This is a genomic window from Streptococcus oralis, from assembly GCF_001075675.1.
In the GTDB taxonomy this organism is placed as follows: Bacteria; Bacillota; Bacilli; order Lactobacillales; family Streptococcaceae; genus Streptococcus; species Streptococcus oralis_V.
The window spans coordinates 1-15,801 of the sequence record NZ_JUNW01000043.1; the positions used below are offsets into that span (position 1 = coordinate 1).

A 15,801-nucleotide genomic window follows, 5' to 3' on the forward strand; every position below is an offset into this window, starting at 1 on the left:
AATTGGTTGCGACTGTAGAAAATCCGAATGCAGAACGTGTCTTCACTAACACTTATAAAGAACCAGCTCCAACAGCTACATCAGCAACACTTGAGTTTACGAAAGAATTGACTGGTCGTGCTTTGGTTGATGGTGAATTCCAATTTGAATTGTATGAAGGTACAAACAAACTTGATACAAAAACAAACCAAGCTGGAAAAGTAACATTTAATGCAATCAACTATAATGCAGAAGGTGTTCATACTTATACTGTAAAAGAAGTGAATGCTGGAGCAACTGGTATTACTTACGACACAGAAAAGACTGCAGTGGTAACAGTAACCAAAGATGCAGCAACCAACACTTTGAAGGCAGCTGTTGAATATCCAGCAGGTAGTGTCTTCATGAATAGCTTCAAAGCACCAGCGGTAGAAGCTACGATTGAAGCAACTAAGAAACTTGAAGGTAAAGAACTTGCGGCTGATGCTTATACTTTCGAATTGAAAGAAAATGGTGCAGTTGTAGCGGAAGCTAAGAACACTGCCGAAGGTAAAGTAGCCTTTGTTCGTTCATTCGAAGAAGCAGGTACTCACACTTATACCTTGGTTGAAAAAGTTGGTACGGAAGAGGGTATTGAATACGATAAGACTGAGCATACCGTAACAGTCACTGTAGTTGCGGATGATCAAGGTCTCTTGACTGCAAAGGTTTCGTATGCCGATGGTAAAGAAGTTGTATTTACAAATAAATACACTGTTCCAACACCAACACCAGAACCAAATCCAAATCCAGCTCCAAATAATCCAGGAACAACACCAAATAATCCAGGAACAGAACCATCTGATCCAGGAACAACGCCAGATCCAAATAATCCAGGAACAGAACCATCTGATCCAGGACAAACTGAGGATCAAAAACCAACACCTCCAGCAACTGAGGAAAAAGGTAAAGCTGAACTTCCAAACACAGGTGAAGCAACATCTATCTTCTCAGCAATTGGATTTGTAGTATTGGTATTGAGCGGATTGGTATTCTTCGTAAAACGTAAAGCTTAGGCTTTTGTAGGAGAAACATGAAACTTGGTAAGTGAGAATTCTACTTCTCTCTTAAACTTGATAGAGAAAGTCTCTAGAAAATTCGTTTTCTAGGGGCTTTTTTTGTACTTCAAAAAATTTTTTAAAAAATAGTCAAATTTGGTCAAAAAAGTTATTGACTTTCACTGACCAATGTGATATAGTAGAAACATAAGGAAAATGAATTCCTTAGAAAACTTCATTTTCAATGATTCTATTTCTTGAAAATGTACGATAGAAACCCTAGAAAGGGGTGAGGCCTATGTTAAATCTAACAGATTTTGAGAAGAAGATGATAAAAGGCTTATTTAAGAAAGAAAAACCAGAAATTATACGTAGGGTAGCTAGTTGGCTAGTCTAAAATTTTTAAAACAAAGGTCAAAGATAGTCAATATCAGAGATCGCATATAATTAAGAATAAACGAGGTAAAGAATATGAACAACAACTTTAATAACTTTAACAACATGGATGATTTATTTAACCAATTGATGGGAGGTATGCGAGGATATAGTTCTGAAAATCGTCGCTACTTGATTAATGGACGTGAAGTGACACCTGAGGAATTTGCTCATTATCGTGCAACTGGTCAATTGCCAGGAAATGCAGAAGTTGATGGACAAATGCAACAACACGCTTCAGGCATGAAACAAGATGGTGTCCTTGCTAAACTAGGTCGTAACTTGACAGCGGAAGCTCGTGAGGGTAAGTTGGATCCTGTTATCGGACGAAACAAGGAAATTCAAGAAACATCTGAAATCCTCTCACGTCGTACCAAGAACAATCCTGTACTTGTAGGAGATGCAGGTGTTGGTAAGACAGCCGTTGTCGAAGGTCTAGCACAAGCAATTGTGAATGGAGACGTTCCAGCTGCTATTAAAAACAAGGAAATCATTTCCATTGATATTTCAGGTCTTGAGGCTGGTACTCAATACCGTGGTAGCTTTGAAGAAAACGTTCAAAACCTAGTCAATGAAGTGAAAGAAGCAGGAAATATTATCCTCTTCTTTGATGAAATTCACCAAATCCTTGGCGCTGGCTCAATCGGTGGAGATAGTGGTTCTAAAGGTCTTGCAGATATTCTCAAACCAGCTCTCTCTCGTGGTGAGTTGACAGTTATTGGGGCAACGACTCAAGACGAATATCGTAACACCATCTTGAAAAATGCAGCTCTTGCTCGTCGTTTCAACGAAGTCAAGGTCAATGCTCCTTCAGCAGAGGATACCTTTAAAATTCTTCAAGGAATTCGTGACCTCTATCAAAAACACCACAATGTCATTTTGCCAGACGAAGTCTTGAAAGCAGCAGTGGATTATTCTATCCAATACATTCCTCAACGCAGCTTGCCAGATAAGGCTATCGACCTTGTCGATGTAACGGCAGCTCACTTGGCAGCTCAACATCCTGTAACAGATGTGCATGCTGTTGAACGGGAAATTGAGGCAGAAAAAGACAAGCAAGAAAAAGCAGTTGAGGCAGAAGACTTTGAAGCAGCTCTCAATGCTAAAACACGTATTGCAGAATTAGAGAAAAAAGTCGCAAACCACACAGAAGACATGAAAGTGACTGCAAGCATCAACGATGTGGCTGAGTCTGTAGAGCGAATGACAGGTATTCCAGTGTCACAAATGGGAGCGTCAGATATCGAACGTTTGAAAGATATGGCTCATCGCTTGGAACACAAGGTAATTGGCCAAGATAAGGCAGTAGAAGCAGTAGCTCGTGCTATCCGTCGTAACCGTGCAGGATTTGATGAAGGCAATCGCCCAATCGGTAGCTTCCTCTTTGTAGGACCTACTGGGGTTGGTAAGACGGAGCTTGCTAAGCAATTGGCGCTCGATATGTTTGGAACGAAGGATGCGATTATCCGTTTGGATATGTCTGAATACAGTGACCGTACAGCCGTATCTAAATTAATCGGTACAACAGCTGGTTATGTTGGTTATGATGACAATAGCAATACCTTGACAGAACGTGTTCGTCGCAATCCATACTCTATCATTCTCTTGGACGAAATTGAAAAGGCTGATCCTCAAGTAATCACCCTTCTCCTCCAAGTATTGGATGACGGTCGTTTAACTGATGGTCAAGGAAATACAGTGAACTTTAAGAACACGGTCATTATCGCGACATCAAATGCTGGATTTGGCTATGAAGCTAACTTGACAGAAGATGCGGATAAACCAGAGTTGATGGATCGTTTGAAACCATTCTTCCGTCCAGAGTTCCTTAACCGCTTTAACGCAGTTATCGAGTTCTCACACTTGAATAAGGAAGACCTTTCTAAGATTGTGGACTTGATGTTGGCGGAAGTCAACCAAACTTTGGCTAAGAAAGACATTGATTTGGAAGTTAGTCAAGCAGCTAAGGACTTTATCACAGAAGAAGGTTATGACGAAGTTATGGGTGTTCGTCCTCTCCGTCGCGTGGTGGAACAACAAATCCGTGATAAGGTGACGGACTTCCACTTGGATCATCTAGATGCCAAACATCTGGAAGCAGATATGGAAGATGGCGTTTTGGTCATTCGTGAAAAAGCCTAACTCAAGATTTTGAGAATAAAAAAAGAAGGAACTAGCTAAAAGCTGGTTCCTTTTGTGTTTAGATGACATGGCGTTCAAAGGCATCATCTGAGATTCCTTGTTCCAGGATGAGTTTTGCCCATTCTTTAGCAGAAAAGAGGCTGTGGTCCTTGTAGTTTCCGCAAGATTCGATGGTTGTTCCAGGAACATCTTCCCAAGTAGTGGTTTCAGCAATTTCCTTGAGCGAATCCTTAATAACAGCAGCAATTTCAGCACTGGTATGGCGTCCCCACATAATCATGTGGAAGCCTGTACGGCAACCAAATGGCGAACAGTCAATCATGCCGTCGATTCGAGTACGGATGAGTTTGGCTAAGAGGTGCTCAATGGTGTGAAGCCCTGCTGTAGGGATTGAGTCTTCGTTTGGTTGTACCAAGCGGATATCAAAGTTGGAGATGACATCTCCCTTTGGTCCGGTTTCTTCCCCAATCAAGCGAACATAAGGTGCTTTGACAATGGTGTGGTCAAGTTCAAAACTTTCAACAATAACTTCTTTTGACATGGTAGTTCCTTTCAGTTTTCTTCTTTCATTATAACATAAAGGGTGCTGTTGAGATAGAGAGAAAACCTCTCCGATGAAGGAGAGGTTTGAGTTTTTATTTGCGATACAAGCGATCGTATTGGTAGTAAGGGTCAAAGGTCACGTTGATGCCCAGTTTGCGAAGGACATTCTTGTCTTCATCGGTCAAGATGATGGTTGAATGAGCTTCGCTTCCTTTGAGATTCCCAAGTTCTTCCATGGCACGCGCAGCATCAGGATTTTCCATAGCTGTGATGGCTAGTGCAATCAGGATTTCGTTTGAGTGGAGGCGAGGATTGCGGCTACCGAGATGATTGATTTTAAGGCCTTGAATTGGTTTGACGACTTCAGGCTCGATTAATTTCACTTCCTTAGCAATGTCAGCTGATTTCTTAATAGCGTTGATCAAGGCAGCAGCTGTAGGGCCAAAGAGCTCTGAGTTTTTACCAGTTACGATTTCCCCATTTGGCAATTCGAGAGCTAGGGCAGGGCCACCAGTTTCTTCTGCTTTTTGGCGTGCAGTAACAGCAACCTTACGGTCTGCAGGTGTGATACCGAGGTCGTTCATGAGAAGTTCAATTTTCTTGACAGCAGTTTCGCCGACTTTTTCAGCTTTAAAGTCAAGAACGGTCTGATAGTAGCGACGGATGATTTCTTGTTTTGAAGCTTCGATAGCAGCCTCATTATCTGTAATAGCGAAGCCAACCATGTTGACACCCATGTCTGTTGGTGAAGCGTATGGAGATTCACCGAGAATGCGTTCCAACATACGTTTGAGTACTGGGAAGATTTCAATATCACGGTTGTAATTGACAGTGGTTTCTCCGTAGGTTTGGAGATGGAAGGGGTCAATCATATTGACATCATCAAGGTCCGCGGTTGCAGCCTCGTAGGCCAAGTTGACCGGATGATGAAGGGGAAGATTCCAAACTGGGAAGGTTTCAAACTTAGCGTAACCAGACTTGATGCCATTGAGTTGGTCATGGTACATATTGGACATACAAGTTGCCAATTTTCCAGAACCAGGTCCAGGAGCGGTTACGACAATCAAGTTGCGACTGGTTTTGATGTAGTCGTTTTTCCCCATACCTTCAGGAGAAATGATGTGGTCCATATCGGTCGGATACCCTTTGATCGGATAATGAAGATAAGAATCAATCCCGTTTTTATCTAACTGGTTGCGGAAGGCATCTGCAGCTGGTTGACCAGCGTATTGTGTGATGACAACCGAACCAACAAAAATTCCCAGCTCATTAAATTTGTCAATCAAACGAAGAACTTCTTGGTCATAAGAAATGCCTAGGTCACCACGCGCTTTAGAATGCTCGATGTTGCTTGCGTTAATGGCGACCACAACCTCAACTTGCTCTTTCAATTCTTGCAAGAGCTTGATTTTATTGTCAGGCTCATAACCAGGAAGGACTCGAGCGGCGTGGAAATCTTCCAACATTTTGCCACCAAACTCCAAATAGAGCTTGCCGTCAAATTGGTTGATGCGCTCCAAAATGTGGTCGCGCTGTAGATTCAAATATTGTTCAGAACTAAAAGCTTGTTTTTTCATTTTTTTACCTCTGACCTCTATTATAATAAAAAATTGGAAGATAGGAAACTACGGAGTCAAAAAAGAAATCAAAAAGATTAGGCAAACGCTTGCACTAAGTTTAAAAAAGCGCTATCATAGACTATAGATTATTAAAATAATGAGGTAAGAAGATGCAAGAAAAATGGTGGCACAATGCCGTAGTCTATCAAGTCTATCCCAAGAGCTTTATGGATAGCAATGGAGATGGAATTGGTGATTTGCCAGGAATTACTAGTAAGTTGGACTATCTAGCTAAGTTAGGGATTACAGCTATTTGGCTTTCTCCTGTTTATGACAGTCCGATGGATGATAATGGCTACGATATTGCTGATTATCAAGCAATTGCAGCTATTTTCGGGACTATGGAGGATATGGATGAATTGATCGCAGAAGCTAAGAAGCGTGATATTCGAATTATCATGGACTTGGTGGTCAATCATACCTCGGATGAACACGCCTGGTTTGTCGAGGCTTGTGAGAATCCTGATAGCCCTGAGCGAGACTACTATATCTGGCGAGATGAGCCCAATGATTTGGAGTCTATCTTTAGTGGGTCTGCTTGGGAATACGATGAAAAGTCGGGCCAATACTATCTCCACTTTTTCAGTAAGAAACAGCCCGATCTCAACTGGGAGAATGAAAAACTGCGCCAGAAAATTTACGAGATGATGAACTTCTGGATTGATAAAGGTATTGGTGGTTTCCGTATGGATGTTATTGACATGATTGGAAAAATTCCTGATGAGAAAGTAGTCAATAACGGTCCTATGCTCCATCCCTATCTCAAGGAAATGAATCAGGCGACCTTTGGTGACAAAGATCTCTTGACAGTAGGAGAGACCTGGGGAGCAACACCAGAGATTGCCAAGCTCTACTCTGATCCAAAGGGGCAAGAATTGTCTATGGTCTTCCAGTTTGAACACATCTGTCTTCAGTATCAGGAAGGGCAACCTAAGTGGCACTACCAAAAAGAGTTAAATGTAGGGAAGTTGAAAGAAATCTTCAACAAATGGCAGACAGAGTTAGGAGTTGAAGACGGCTGGAATTCTCTCTTTTGGAATAACCATGACCTTCCTCGCATCGTCTCTATCTGGGGAAATGATCAAGAATACCGTGAAAAATCCGCCAAAGCCTTTGCAATCTTGCTTCATCTCATGAGAGGAACTCCCTATATCTACCAAGGTGAGGAGATTGGGATGACCAACTATCCGTTTGAAACACTGGACCAAGTAGAAGATATTGAATCCCTCAACTATGCGCGTGAGGCTCTTGAAAAAGGCATTCCGATTGAAGAAATCATGGACAGCATCCGTGTCATTGGTCGTGATAATGCCCGTACCCCAATGCAATGGGATGAAAGCAAAAATGCTGGCTTCTCAACAGGTCAACCTTGGTTGGCAGTTAATCCAAACTACGAAAAAATCAACGTTCAAGAAGCACTGGCAAATCCAGATTCTATTTTCTATACTTATCAAAAACTCGTTCAAATCCGCAAGGAAAACAGTTGGCTGATTCGAGCTGATTTTGAATTACTCGATACGACTGATAAGGTCTTTGCTTATATCCGTAAGGACGGTGACCGTCGTTTCCTAGTTGTGGCTAACTTGTCCAATGAAAAACAAAACTTTTCAGTAGAAGGAAGAATTAAGTCAATCTTGATTAAAAACACTACTGCTAAAGAAGCAGTTGAAAAACAGACCTTGGCTCCATGGGATGCTTTCTGTGTGGAACTAACGGATTAAAATAAGTGAACAGCACCCCAAAAGTTAGATAATTTATTTATCCGAAGGATTTAGTTCTGTATTGAACAGAGCTAGGTCCTTTTAGTTTAACTTTGATTCGTTTGTTATTGTAGTAATAAATGTAGTTCACAATTGCTTGTTCAAGGTCTTCTAAAGACCTAAAGTGCTTCTCATAGCCGTAAAACATCTCCGATTTCAAAATACCAAAGAGAGACTCCATCATACCGTCGTCTGGGTTGTTACCCTTGCGCGACATGGATGGCTGAATTTCCTTATTCTCTATAAACCGATGATAAGAATCATGTTGGTATTGCTGGCCTTGATCTCTATGGAGAATCGTATTTGTGTAATGATCCTCACTGAAGGCCTGGTTTAACATAGCTTTCACTTGTTATAAATTTGGTAAAGTTGAAAGATTATATGCGATAAAAGTGCGAGACAATCAAAATGGATGGTACACATGGTAGTGTGTGGAAGTAGGAGAAGTCGAGAAAATTGATATCATCGGAAATGTTGATACAGTAAACTCCACACGCTTCTTGGGACAGTTTCCTTTATGCTCAAAAAACAATTATAAGACATAGTATTTTAAAATAATGCATTGTGATACAGGAAAAAAACTAAAAAGAATGTAGGGTTTATTCCCCTACATTCTTAAAATAACTTAGTACATAAATGATAATGCTGTTGCCGCCATCAATATTGCAAGAACTATTTTCCAAATTTTTTTATTTTTTCCAAAAATCTTATCAGGTAACAGGCTTATTACAAGAAAGGTAATAAACAACACCAATTTTGTATATATCATTAGAATTCTCCTTTCTATAAACAAATTGGAACCGAAAAACTAAAGTGATGAATTCTATTAGTTCACCTACTGAATTAGTTTTTATGTATACGCTTACATTATACCATAAAATATTATTATTTCAAAGAAAACGAACTAAAAAGGAATTGTGGGGTGAGGAAGATTGGGAACTCCCTCAAAATTTAAAAGGGGTAAAAAAGGCATTTGGGGTGCAGTACACTTGAGGTTCTTTCACTAAAAAATATATAGAAAAGCCTTTAAAAAATATTTGTTAGAATTTTCTAAAAAATCTGGCGAAAGTCCTTGCTTTTATGAAAAAATAGGGTATAATGGTGAAAACACTATCTTTAAGGAGATTACTTATGAAATCGAAAACGTGGCTCTTAGGAGCAGGTGCTGTTTTGAGTGCAGCCCTACTGTTAACTGCTTGTGGGCAAAGTGAAAAGAAAGCGGATGCTCCCAAAACATTCTCTTATGTCTACGCTATGGATCCATCTTCTTTGGACTATAGTGTGACGAGCAAGAGCTCAACCTCTGACGTTATAGCAAACGTTGTTGATGGTCTTTTGGAAAATGACAAGTATGGGAACTTAATTCCATCACTTGCAGAAGACTGGTCTGTTTCAAAGGATGGTTTGACTTACACCTACAAACTTCGTAAGGGTGTAAAATGGTATACTTCTGATGGAGAAGAATACGCTGAAGTTAAAGCTAAAGACTTTGTTACTGGGCTTAAACATGCTGCTGACGGAAAATCAGATGGTCTTTCTTTGATTCAAGATTCTATCAAAGGTTTGGCAGAGTATGTTAATGGTGAGAGCAATGATTTCTCTACCGTAGGAGTTAAGGCTGTTGATGATTATACGGTAGAATACACGCTCAACAAACCAGAAAGTTTCTGGAACTCTAAGGTCACAACTGCAACCATGCTTCCAGTTAATGAAGAATTTTTGAATTCTAAAGGGAGCGACTACGGTGCACCAACCCCATCAGGTATCCTATATAACGGTCCTTATTTCTTGAAATCATTGACTTCAAAATCAGTCATTGAATATGAAAAGAATCCAAACTACTGGGATAAGGACAATGTCAAGATTGACAATATTAAACTAACTTTCTACGATGGATCAGACCAAGAATCTTTGATTCGTAGCTTTACACAAGGTGCTTATACAACAGCCCGTCTCTTCCCAACAAGCTCAAACTTTGAGTCAACTAAACAAGAGTACGGCGATAAGATTGTCTACAGTCCACAAGAAGCGACAAGCTACTACCTCACTGTTAACGTAAACCGCCAATCTTACAATAAAACAGCCAAAACAGACGAAGCTCAAAAAACATCAACGAAAGAAGCTCTTCTCAACAAGAACTTCCGTCAGGCGCTGAACTTTGCCCTTGACCGTCATTCTTATACTGCTCAGTTGAATGGTGAAGAAGGTGCGAACAAGATTATCCGTAACAGCCTAGTGCCACATGACTACGTTCAAGTTGGTGAAAAAACCTTTGGAGAGTTGGCGCAGGCAGAGCTCGTTTCATATGGAGACCAATGGAAAGATGTAGCCCTTACAGATGGCAAGGATACGATTTACAGTCCTGAAAAAGCTAAGGCAGCCTTTGCTAAAGCCAAGGAAGAATTGCAAGCCAAGGGTGTTACCTTCCCAATCCATTTGGATATTCCGGTTGAACAAACAGATGTAATCGCGGTTCAACAAACCAACTCACTCAAGCAGTCTATCGAATCATCACTTGGTACTGAAAATGTCATTGTTGATGTCCTTCAAATGACAGATAATGAAAAAATGAGCATTACGTCCCAAGCTAAGGTTCCATCTCAAAAAGACTATGACTTGAATGGAACTGGTTGGGGGCCAGACTATCAAGACCCAGCTACCTACTTAAACATTCTTGATGCTAAGAAGGGTTCTGCCCTTAAACACTTGGGTATCACTCGTGGAAAAGATCCAGAAGTGATTGCTCAAGTTGGACTGGACGAATACAAGAAACTCTTGGATGATGCTGCAGCTGAAACCAGCGACCTTAATAAGCGTTATGAAAAATACGCTAAAGCTCAAGCTTGGGTGTCTGATAGCTCACTCTTGATTCCAGTTGCTTCTTCAGGTGGTTCTCCAACTGTTAGCCGAACTGTACCATTCACAAAAGCATACTCTCAAGTCGGAATCAAGGGAGACCCATTTGTGTTCAAAGGTTTGGAGTTGCAAAATGACGTTGTGACTGCAAAAGAATACGAAGAAGCCTTCAAGAAATGGCAACAAGAAAAAATCGAAACAAATGCCAAATACCAAAAAGAACTTGAAAAACACGTCAAGTAATCTATAAACAGAAAAGGAAGTTGCAGGAAACTGTGCTTCCTTTTTTTGTTTTGAGACACCAGTTGTCATAAAAGTAGTAACTTTACATTTTTGAATAAATTTGATAAAATATGGTTATGTTATAAAAAGTGACATAAAGGAGTGAATGATGATCAAACTGAAAAAAAGACTAATCGGGACAGGTCTTGTCTTAGCGACAGGGATTTTGCTTTCGGCATGTGGGCAGTCCAACACAGATACTAGCACTTATTCATCAACATTTAGTGCGAATCCAACAACTTTTAACTATCTTCTAGATTATTATGCAGATAACACTGCCGTTATTACCAATCTTGTAGATGGTTTGCTAGAAAATGACAGCTACGGGAACCTCGTGCCTGCTCTTGCAGAGGATTGGTCAGTTTCAGCAGATGGTTTGACCTATACCTACAAGCTTAGAAAAGATGCCAAGTGGTATACAGCTGATGGTGAGGAATATGCTTCAGTCAAAGCTCAGGATTTTGTCACTGGGATCAAATATGCTGCGGACAACAAGGGGCAAGCCATGGATCTGATTCAAAATTCAATCAAGGGATTGAATGACTATGTGACGGGTGTGACCAATGACTTTTCAACTGTTGGTGTCAAAGCCTTAGATGACTATACGGTTGAGTACACTTTGACACGACCAGAACCTTATTGGAACTCTAAGACAACCAACAGTATTCTTTTCCCAGTCAACGAAGAGTTTTTGAAATCAAAAGATAAAGACTTTGGTACCTTGACACCAGACAGCATCCTTTATAACGGTCCCTATCTGTTAAAAGATTTCACATCAAAATCTTCGATCGAATATGTGAAGAATCCACACTATTATGACCATGATAAAGTAACCATTGAAAAAGTTAAGTTAGCCTACTTTGATGGGTCAGATCAGGAGATGACCATTCGAAACTTTGAAAGTGGTGCTTACTCGATTGCAGGAGTCTATCCAAATAGTTCGAATTATGCTAAGACAAAAGAAAAATACCAAGACAATATCGTCTATAGCTTACAAGACAAGACATCTTGGTACTTTAACTTTAACGTCAACCGCAAAACCTATAATCATACCGCTAAAACAACGGACGAACAAAAGAAATCAACTCAAGCAGCGATTTTAAATAAAAATTTCCGTCAGGCCTTGAACTTTGCCATTGATCGGACAGCCTACTCTGCTCAATCTAACGGGCAAGAAGCAGCAAGTAAGACCCTTCGTAATACCCTTGTTCCTCCGACATTTGTGCAGGTGGGAGATAAGAGCTTTGGAGAAGTCGTTTCTTCTAAACTTGTTCAGTATGGAACAGAATGGTCAGAAATCAACTTGGCGGATGCCCAAGACGGTTATTTCAACAAGGAAAAGGCCCAAGCCAAATTTGCGGAAGCTAAAAAGGAATTGGAAGCCCAAGGGGTGACCTTCCCGATTCATTTGGACATCCCGGTTGATCAAACCAATAAAAATGCAGTTTCTGGTATGAATTCGCTTAAACAGACACTTGAAACAGTACTAGGCTCTGATAATGTCGTCATTGATGTTCAACAGCTTTCTACAGATGACTTTGGAAATGTAGCCTTCCTAGCACCAAATCCAGCAGCTCGTGACTACGACCTAAACTTTGATGGTTGGGTTGGTGATTACCAGGATCCATCAACTTATCTAGATCCCTTCAATGCTGAAACCGGCTTCTATCTCAAAATTTTTGGTCTTGATGCCAAGGAAGACCAAGAGCTCATTAAGAGTTTGGGGCTCGATACCTATACACAACTCCTGAAAGAAGCAGATGCAGAGAACAAAGATGTCGCTAAGCGTTATGAAAAATACGCTGAAGCTCAAGCTTGGATGATTGACAATTCTCTGGTCATGTCTGCTATGTCAAATGGCGGTACAGCCTCTGTAACCAAAGTAACTCCATTTACACGTGCCTACTCTCTAGTGGGAATCAAGGGTGACGGAAATCATTATAAGTACATGAGATTACAAAAAGACCCTGTTACCAAGAAACAATTTGACGAAGCTAAGGCTAAGTGGGAAGAAGAAAGTAAAAAAGCTATCGAAAAGAGCCAAAAAGAGTTTGAAAACCACGTAAAATAAAAAAAGAAAGACAAGCTGGCACTATAAATTGCCCTTGTCTTTTTAATTTGTCATTGAAAAATGAAGTTAGTATAATTTTAAAGCAAATAAAGAACACAGAAGTGAATGAAAACGCTGAGAATGACGGGAATAAATGGAATTTCTTTCATAAATGTGATATAATAATCCTAATTATTAACGTATAGGGGATTAACATGAATAGACGTTCAAAGAGAACTCGTTCTGGCAACATGAAACGAAATATTAACATAGTCTTATTAACCATTTATCTACTGTTGGGTGGTTTTTTGCTGTTCTTGATTTTTAGACACAACATTTTAGCCTTTAGATACCTGAATATTATTTCTGCAGTTCTCGTTTTATTAGCTGCTTTAGTAGGACTACTGCTGATTGTTTATAAAAAAGCTGAGAAGTTTACGGTCTTCTTTTTGACGCTTGCCATCTTAGTTAGTTCAGTTTCTCTCTATGCTTTGCAACAGTTTGTCGGTTTTACCAATCATATCAATTCGACGTCAAATTACTCAGAGTATTCGATTAGTGTGGTCGTTTTGAAAGATAGTGAGATCAATAATGTGACTCAACTGGATACGGTTACGGGGCCAACAGAGACAGACAATGACAATATTCAAAAGTTGTTAGCAGATATTAAGACCAGCCAAAGTAAGGACTTGACAGTTGAGAATGCGACTTCTTACCTAGCAGCTTATAAAAGTCTGCTTTCTGGTGAAACGAAAGCAATCGTCTTAAATAGTGTCTTTGAAAATATTATTGAAGCAGAGTATCCTGACTATGCTTCTAAAATCAAGAAAATATACACTAAAAATTTGATTAAAGAAGTTGCTGCACCTAAGGTATCGAAGAATAAAGCTTTCAATATTTATGTGAGCGGTATTGATACCTACGGTCCAATCAGCTCAGTTTCGCGTTCAGATGTAAATATTTTGATGACGGTGAACCGTGATACCAAAAAAATCCTTCTCACTACAACTCCTCGTGATTCCTATGTTCCGATTGCGGATGGAGGAAACAATCAAAAGGACAAATTGACCCATGCAGGGATTTATGGAGTAGACTCGTCGATTCATACCCTGGAAAACCTATATGGTGTGGATATCAATTACTACGTCCGTTTGAACTTCACTTCTTTCTTGAAATTGATTGACCTTTTAGGTGGCGTAGATGTTTATAATGACCAAGATTTCACATCTTTACACGGGAAGTTCCATTTCCCAGTTGGAAATGTCCACTTAGATTCTGAGCAGGCTCTGGGATTTGTTCGTGAGCGCTACTCTCTAGCAGATGGAGATCGTGACCGTGGACGAAACCAACAAAAGGTTATTGTAGCTGTGATTCAGAAGTTGACGTCAACTGAAGCTTTGAAGAACTATGACAATATTATTCAAGGATTACAAGATTCTCTTCAAACCAATATGCCTTTGGAAACCATGATGGATCTAGTCAATACTCAGTTAGAGAGTGGAGGAAATTACAAAGTCAACTCTCAAGACTTGAAGGGAACTGGTCGTATGGACCTTCCTTCTTATGCCATGCCAGATAGTAACCTCTATATGATGGAAATCGACGATAGTAGTTTGGCTGCTGCGAAAGCTGCTATCAATGATGTGATGGAGGGGAAGTAGAATGATCGATATTCATTCGCACATTGTTTTTGATGTAGACGATGGTCCGAAGTCGATAGAGGAAAGTAAAAACCTTCTAAGAGAGGCCTATAGTCAAGGAGTGCGAACAATCGTTTCAACATCGCATAGACGAAAAGGAATGTTTGAAACTCCTGAAGAAAAGATCGCAACCAACTTTCTCAAGGTAAGAGAAATGGCTAAGGAAGTTGCTGATGACCTAATCATTGCCTATGGGGCTGAAATCTACTATTCTCCGGATGTCGTTGAGAAGTTGGAAAAGAAATTAATCCCTACCCTCAACGATAGTCGCTATGCTTTGATTGAGTTTAGCATGAATACACCCTATCGAGACATGCATAAGGGATTGAGTGATATTCTAATGCTGGGTATTACGCCAGTCATTGCCCACATTGAACGCTATGATGCTTTAGAAAATAATGAAAAGCGCGTGCAAGAGCTGATTGACATGGGATGTTATACTCAAGTCAATAGTTCTCATGTCTTGAAACCTAAACTCTTCGGAGAAACTTATAAATTCATGAAAAAGAGAGCTCAGTATTTTTTAGAGCGTGACCTCGTTCATGTAATCGCTAGTGATATGCACAACTTGGATCATAGACCTCCTCATATGGAAGAAGCCTATGATATCATCGCCAAAAAATACGGTGAAAACAAGGCCAAGGAACTCTTTAAAGAGAACCCAAGAAAAATCATAATGGATCAACTAATTTAGGAGAAAAAATGAAAGAACAAAATATGATGGAAATTGATGTATTCCACTTGTTAAAAATTCTATGGAAACGAAAATTGCTGATTGTCTTGGTAGCATTCGTGACAGGGGCAGTAGCATTTGCTTACAGTAGTTTTATTGTGAAACCAGAGTTTACCAGTACTACTCGCATTTATGTGGTCAACCGTAATCAGGGAGATAAGCCAGGTTTGACCAACCAAGACTTGCAAGCTGGATCTTACTTGGTAAAAGACTATCGTGAAATCATTCTCTCGCAAGACGTTTTAGAAAAAGTTGCGACTGATTTGAAACTAGATCTCCCTCCAAAAGGTCTAGCTAGTAAAATTAAGGTAACAGTTCCAGTGGATACGCGTATTGTTTCTATCTCTGTGACAGATCGTTTGCCTGAAGAAGCGAGCCGCATCGCTAACTCTTTGAGAGAGGTTGCTGCTCAAAAAATCATCAGTGTCACGCGAGTTTCAGATGTGACAACGCTTGAAGAAGCTCGTCCTGCAACATCCCCATCGTCTCCAAATATCCGTCGCAATACCATGGTTGGATTTCTTGCTGGCGCAGTTGTAATGGTTGTTACGGTTCTCCTAGTTGAGCTCTTAGATACACGAGTGAAACGTCCAGAAGATATCGAAGATGTGATGCAAATTGCGCTATTGGGAGTAGTTCCAAATTTGGATAAATTGAAATAGGAG

At 40.1% G+C, this 15,801-nt stretch carries 10 protein-coding genes and 1 pseudogene; 8 read left to right on the plus strand and 3 right to left on the minus strand.

Translation table 11 applies throughout. The annotated features are described in order from the left end of the window. Together ADM50_RS06190 and ADM50_RS06195 are read left to right on the plus strand one after the other, a co-directional pair. Positions 1-1,034, plus strand: a 1,034-nt coding sequence (locus ADM50_RS06190) for a Spy0128 family protein (RefSeq protein ID WP_049484886.1), incomplete at its 5' end; no start/stop codon positions are given. Positions 1,035-1,487: 453 nt separating this feature from the next. Then, the gene (locus ADM50_RS06195; RefSeq protein ID WP_049484887.1) at positions 1,488-3,593 is read left to right on the plus strand and encodes an ATP-dependent Clp protease ATP-binding subunit; all 2,106 of its coding nucleotides are present in this window, start codon (positions 1,488-1,490) and stop codon (positions 3,591-3,593) included. A 58-nt stretch (positions 3,594-3,651) separates the two neighbouring features. On the opposite strand, the gene ADM50_RS06200 is transcribed toward ADM50_RS06195, so the two are convergent. After that, entirely contained in the window at positions 3,652-4,134 is a 483-nt protein-coding gene (locus tag ADM50_RS06200) for an S-ribosylhomocysteine lyase (protein ID WP_000032557.1), read from the minus strand. 94 nt (positions 4,135-4,228) lie between these two features. After that, positions 4,229-5,713, minus strand: coding sequence for a DUF1846 domain-containing protein (locus ADM50_RS06205; protein WP_049484889.1), 1,485 nt, complete (start codon positions 5,711-5,713; stop codon positions 4,229-4,231). 152 nt (positions 5,714-5,865) lie between these two features. On the opposite strand from ADM50_RS06205, the gene ADM50_RS06210 reads away from it, so the two are divergent. Further along, complete coding sequence (locus ADM50_RS06210) at positions 5,866-7,476, plus strand: glycoside hydrolase family 13 protein (RefSeq protein ID WP_049484891.1); 1,611 nt, start codon at positions 5,866-5,868, stop codon at positions 7,474-7,476. A 37-nt stretch (positions 7,477-7,513) separates the two neighbouring features. Here ADM50_RS06210 and ADM50_RS06215 read toward each other — a convergent pair. Further along, positions 7,514-7,903 (minus strand): annotated as a pseudogene (locus ADM50_RS06215) (IS3 family transposase); the annotation flags it as partial. A gap of 743 nt (positions 7,904-8,646) precedes the next feature. Here ADM50_RS06215 and ADM50_RS09230 point away from each other — a divergent pair. The 5 genes from ADM50_RS09230 (at position 8,647) to cpsC (ending at position 15,798) form a co-directional block, all read left to right on the plus strand. After that, positions 8,647-10,614 carry a peptide ABC transporter substrate-binding protein gene (locus ADM50_RS09230; protein ID WP_053092708.1) on the plus strand — a complete coding sequence of 656 codons (1,968 nt, stop codon included), beginning with the start codon at positions 8,647-8,649 and terminating at the stop codon, positions 10,612-10,614. Positions 10,615-10,762: 148 nt separating this feature from the next. Beyond that, positions 10,763-12,724, plus strand: coding sequence for a peptide ABC transporter substrate-binding protein (locus ADM50_RS06230; RefSeq protein WP_080983079.1), 1,962 nt, complete (start codon positions 10,763-10,765; stop codon positions 12,722-12,724). A 194-nt stretch (positions 12,725-12,918) separates the two neighbouring features. Beyond that, a complete protein-coding gene (gene cpsA, locus ADM50_RS06235) occupies positions 12,919-14,364 on the plus strand; it encodes an LCP family glycopolymer transferase CpsA (protein ID WP_049484894.1) in 1,446 nt (481 codons plus the stop codon). A 1-nt stretch (position 14,365) separates the two neighbouring features. Then, positions 14,366-15,097: a capsular polysaccharide biosynthesis protein Cps4B gene (cps4B, locus tag ADM50_RS06240; RefSeq protein WP_049484896.1), complete on the plus strand. Its 732-nt coding sequence runs from the start codon at positions 14,366-14,368 to the stop codon at positions 15,095-15,097. Positions 15,098-15,105: 8 nt separating this feature from the next. Continuing rightward, positions 15,106-15,798, plus strand: coding sequence for a capsular polysaccharide biosynthesis protein CpsC (gene cpsC, locus ADM50_RS06245; RefSeq protein ID WP_049484897.1), 693 nt, complete (start codon positions 15,106-15,108; stop codon positions 15,796-15,798). The last annotated feature ends 3 nt before the right edge of the window (positions 15,799-15,801 follow it).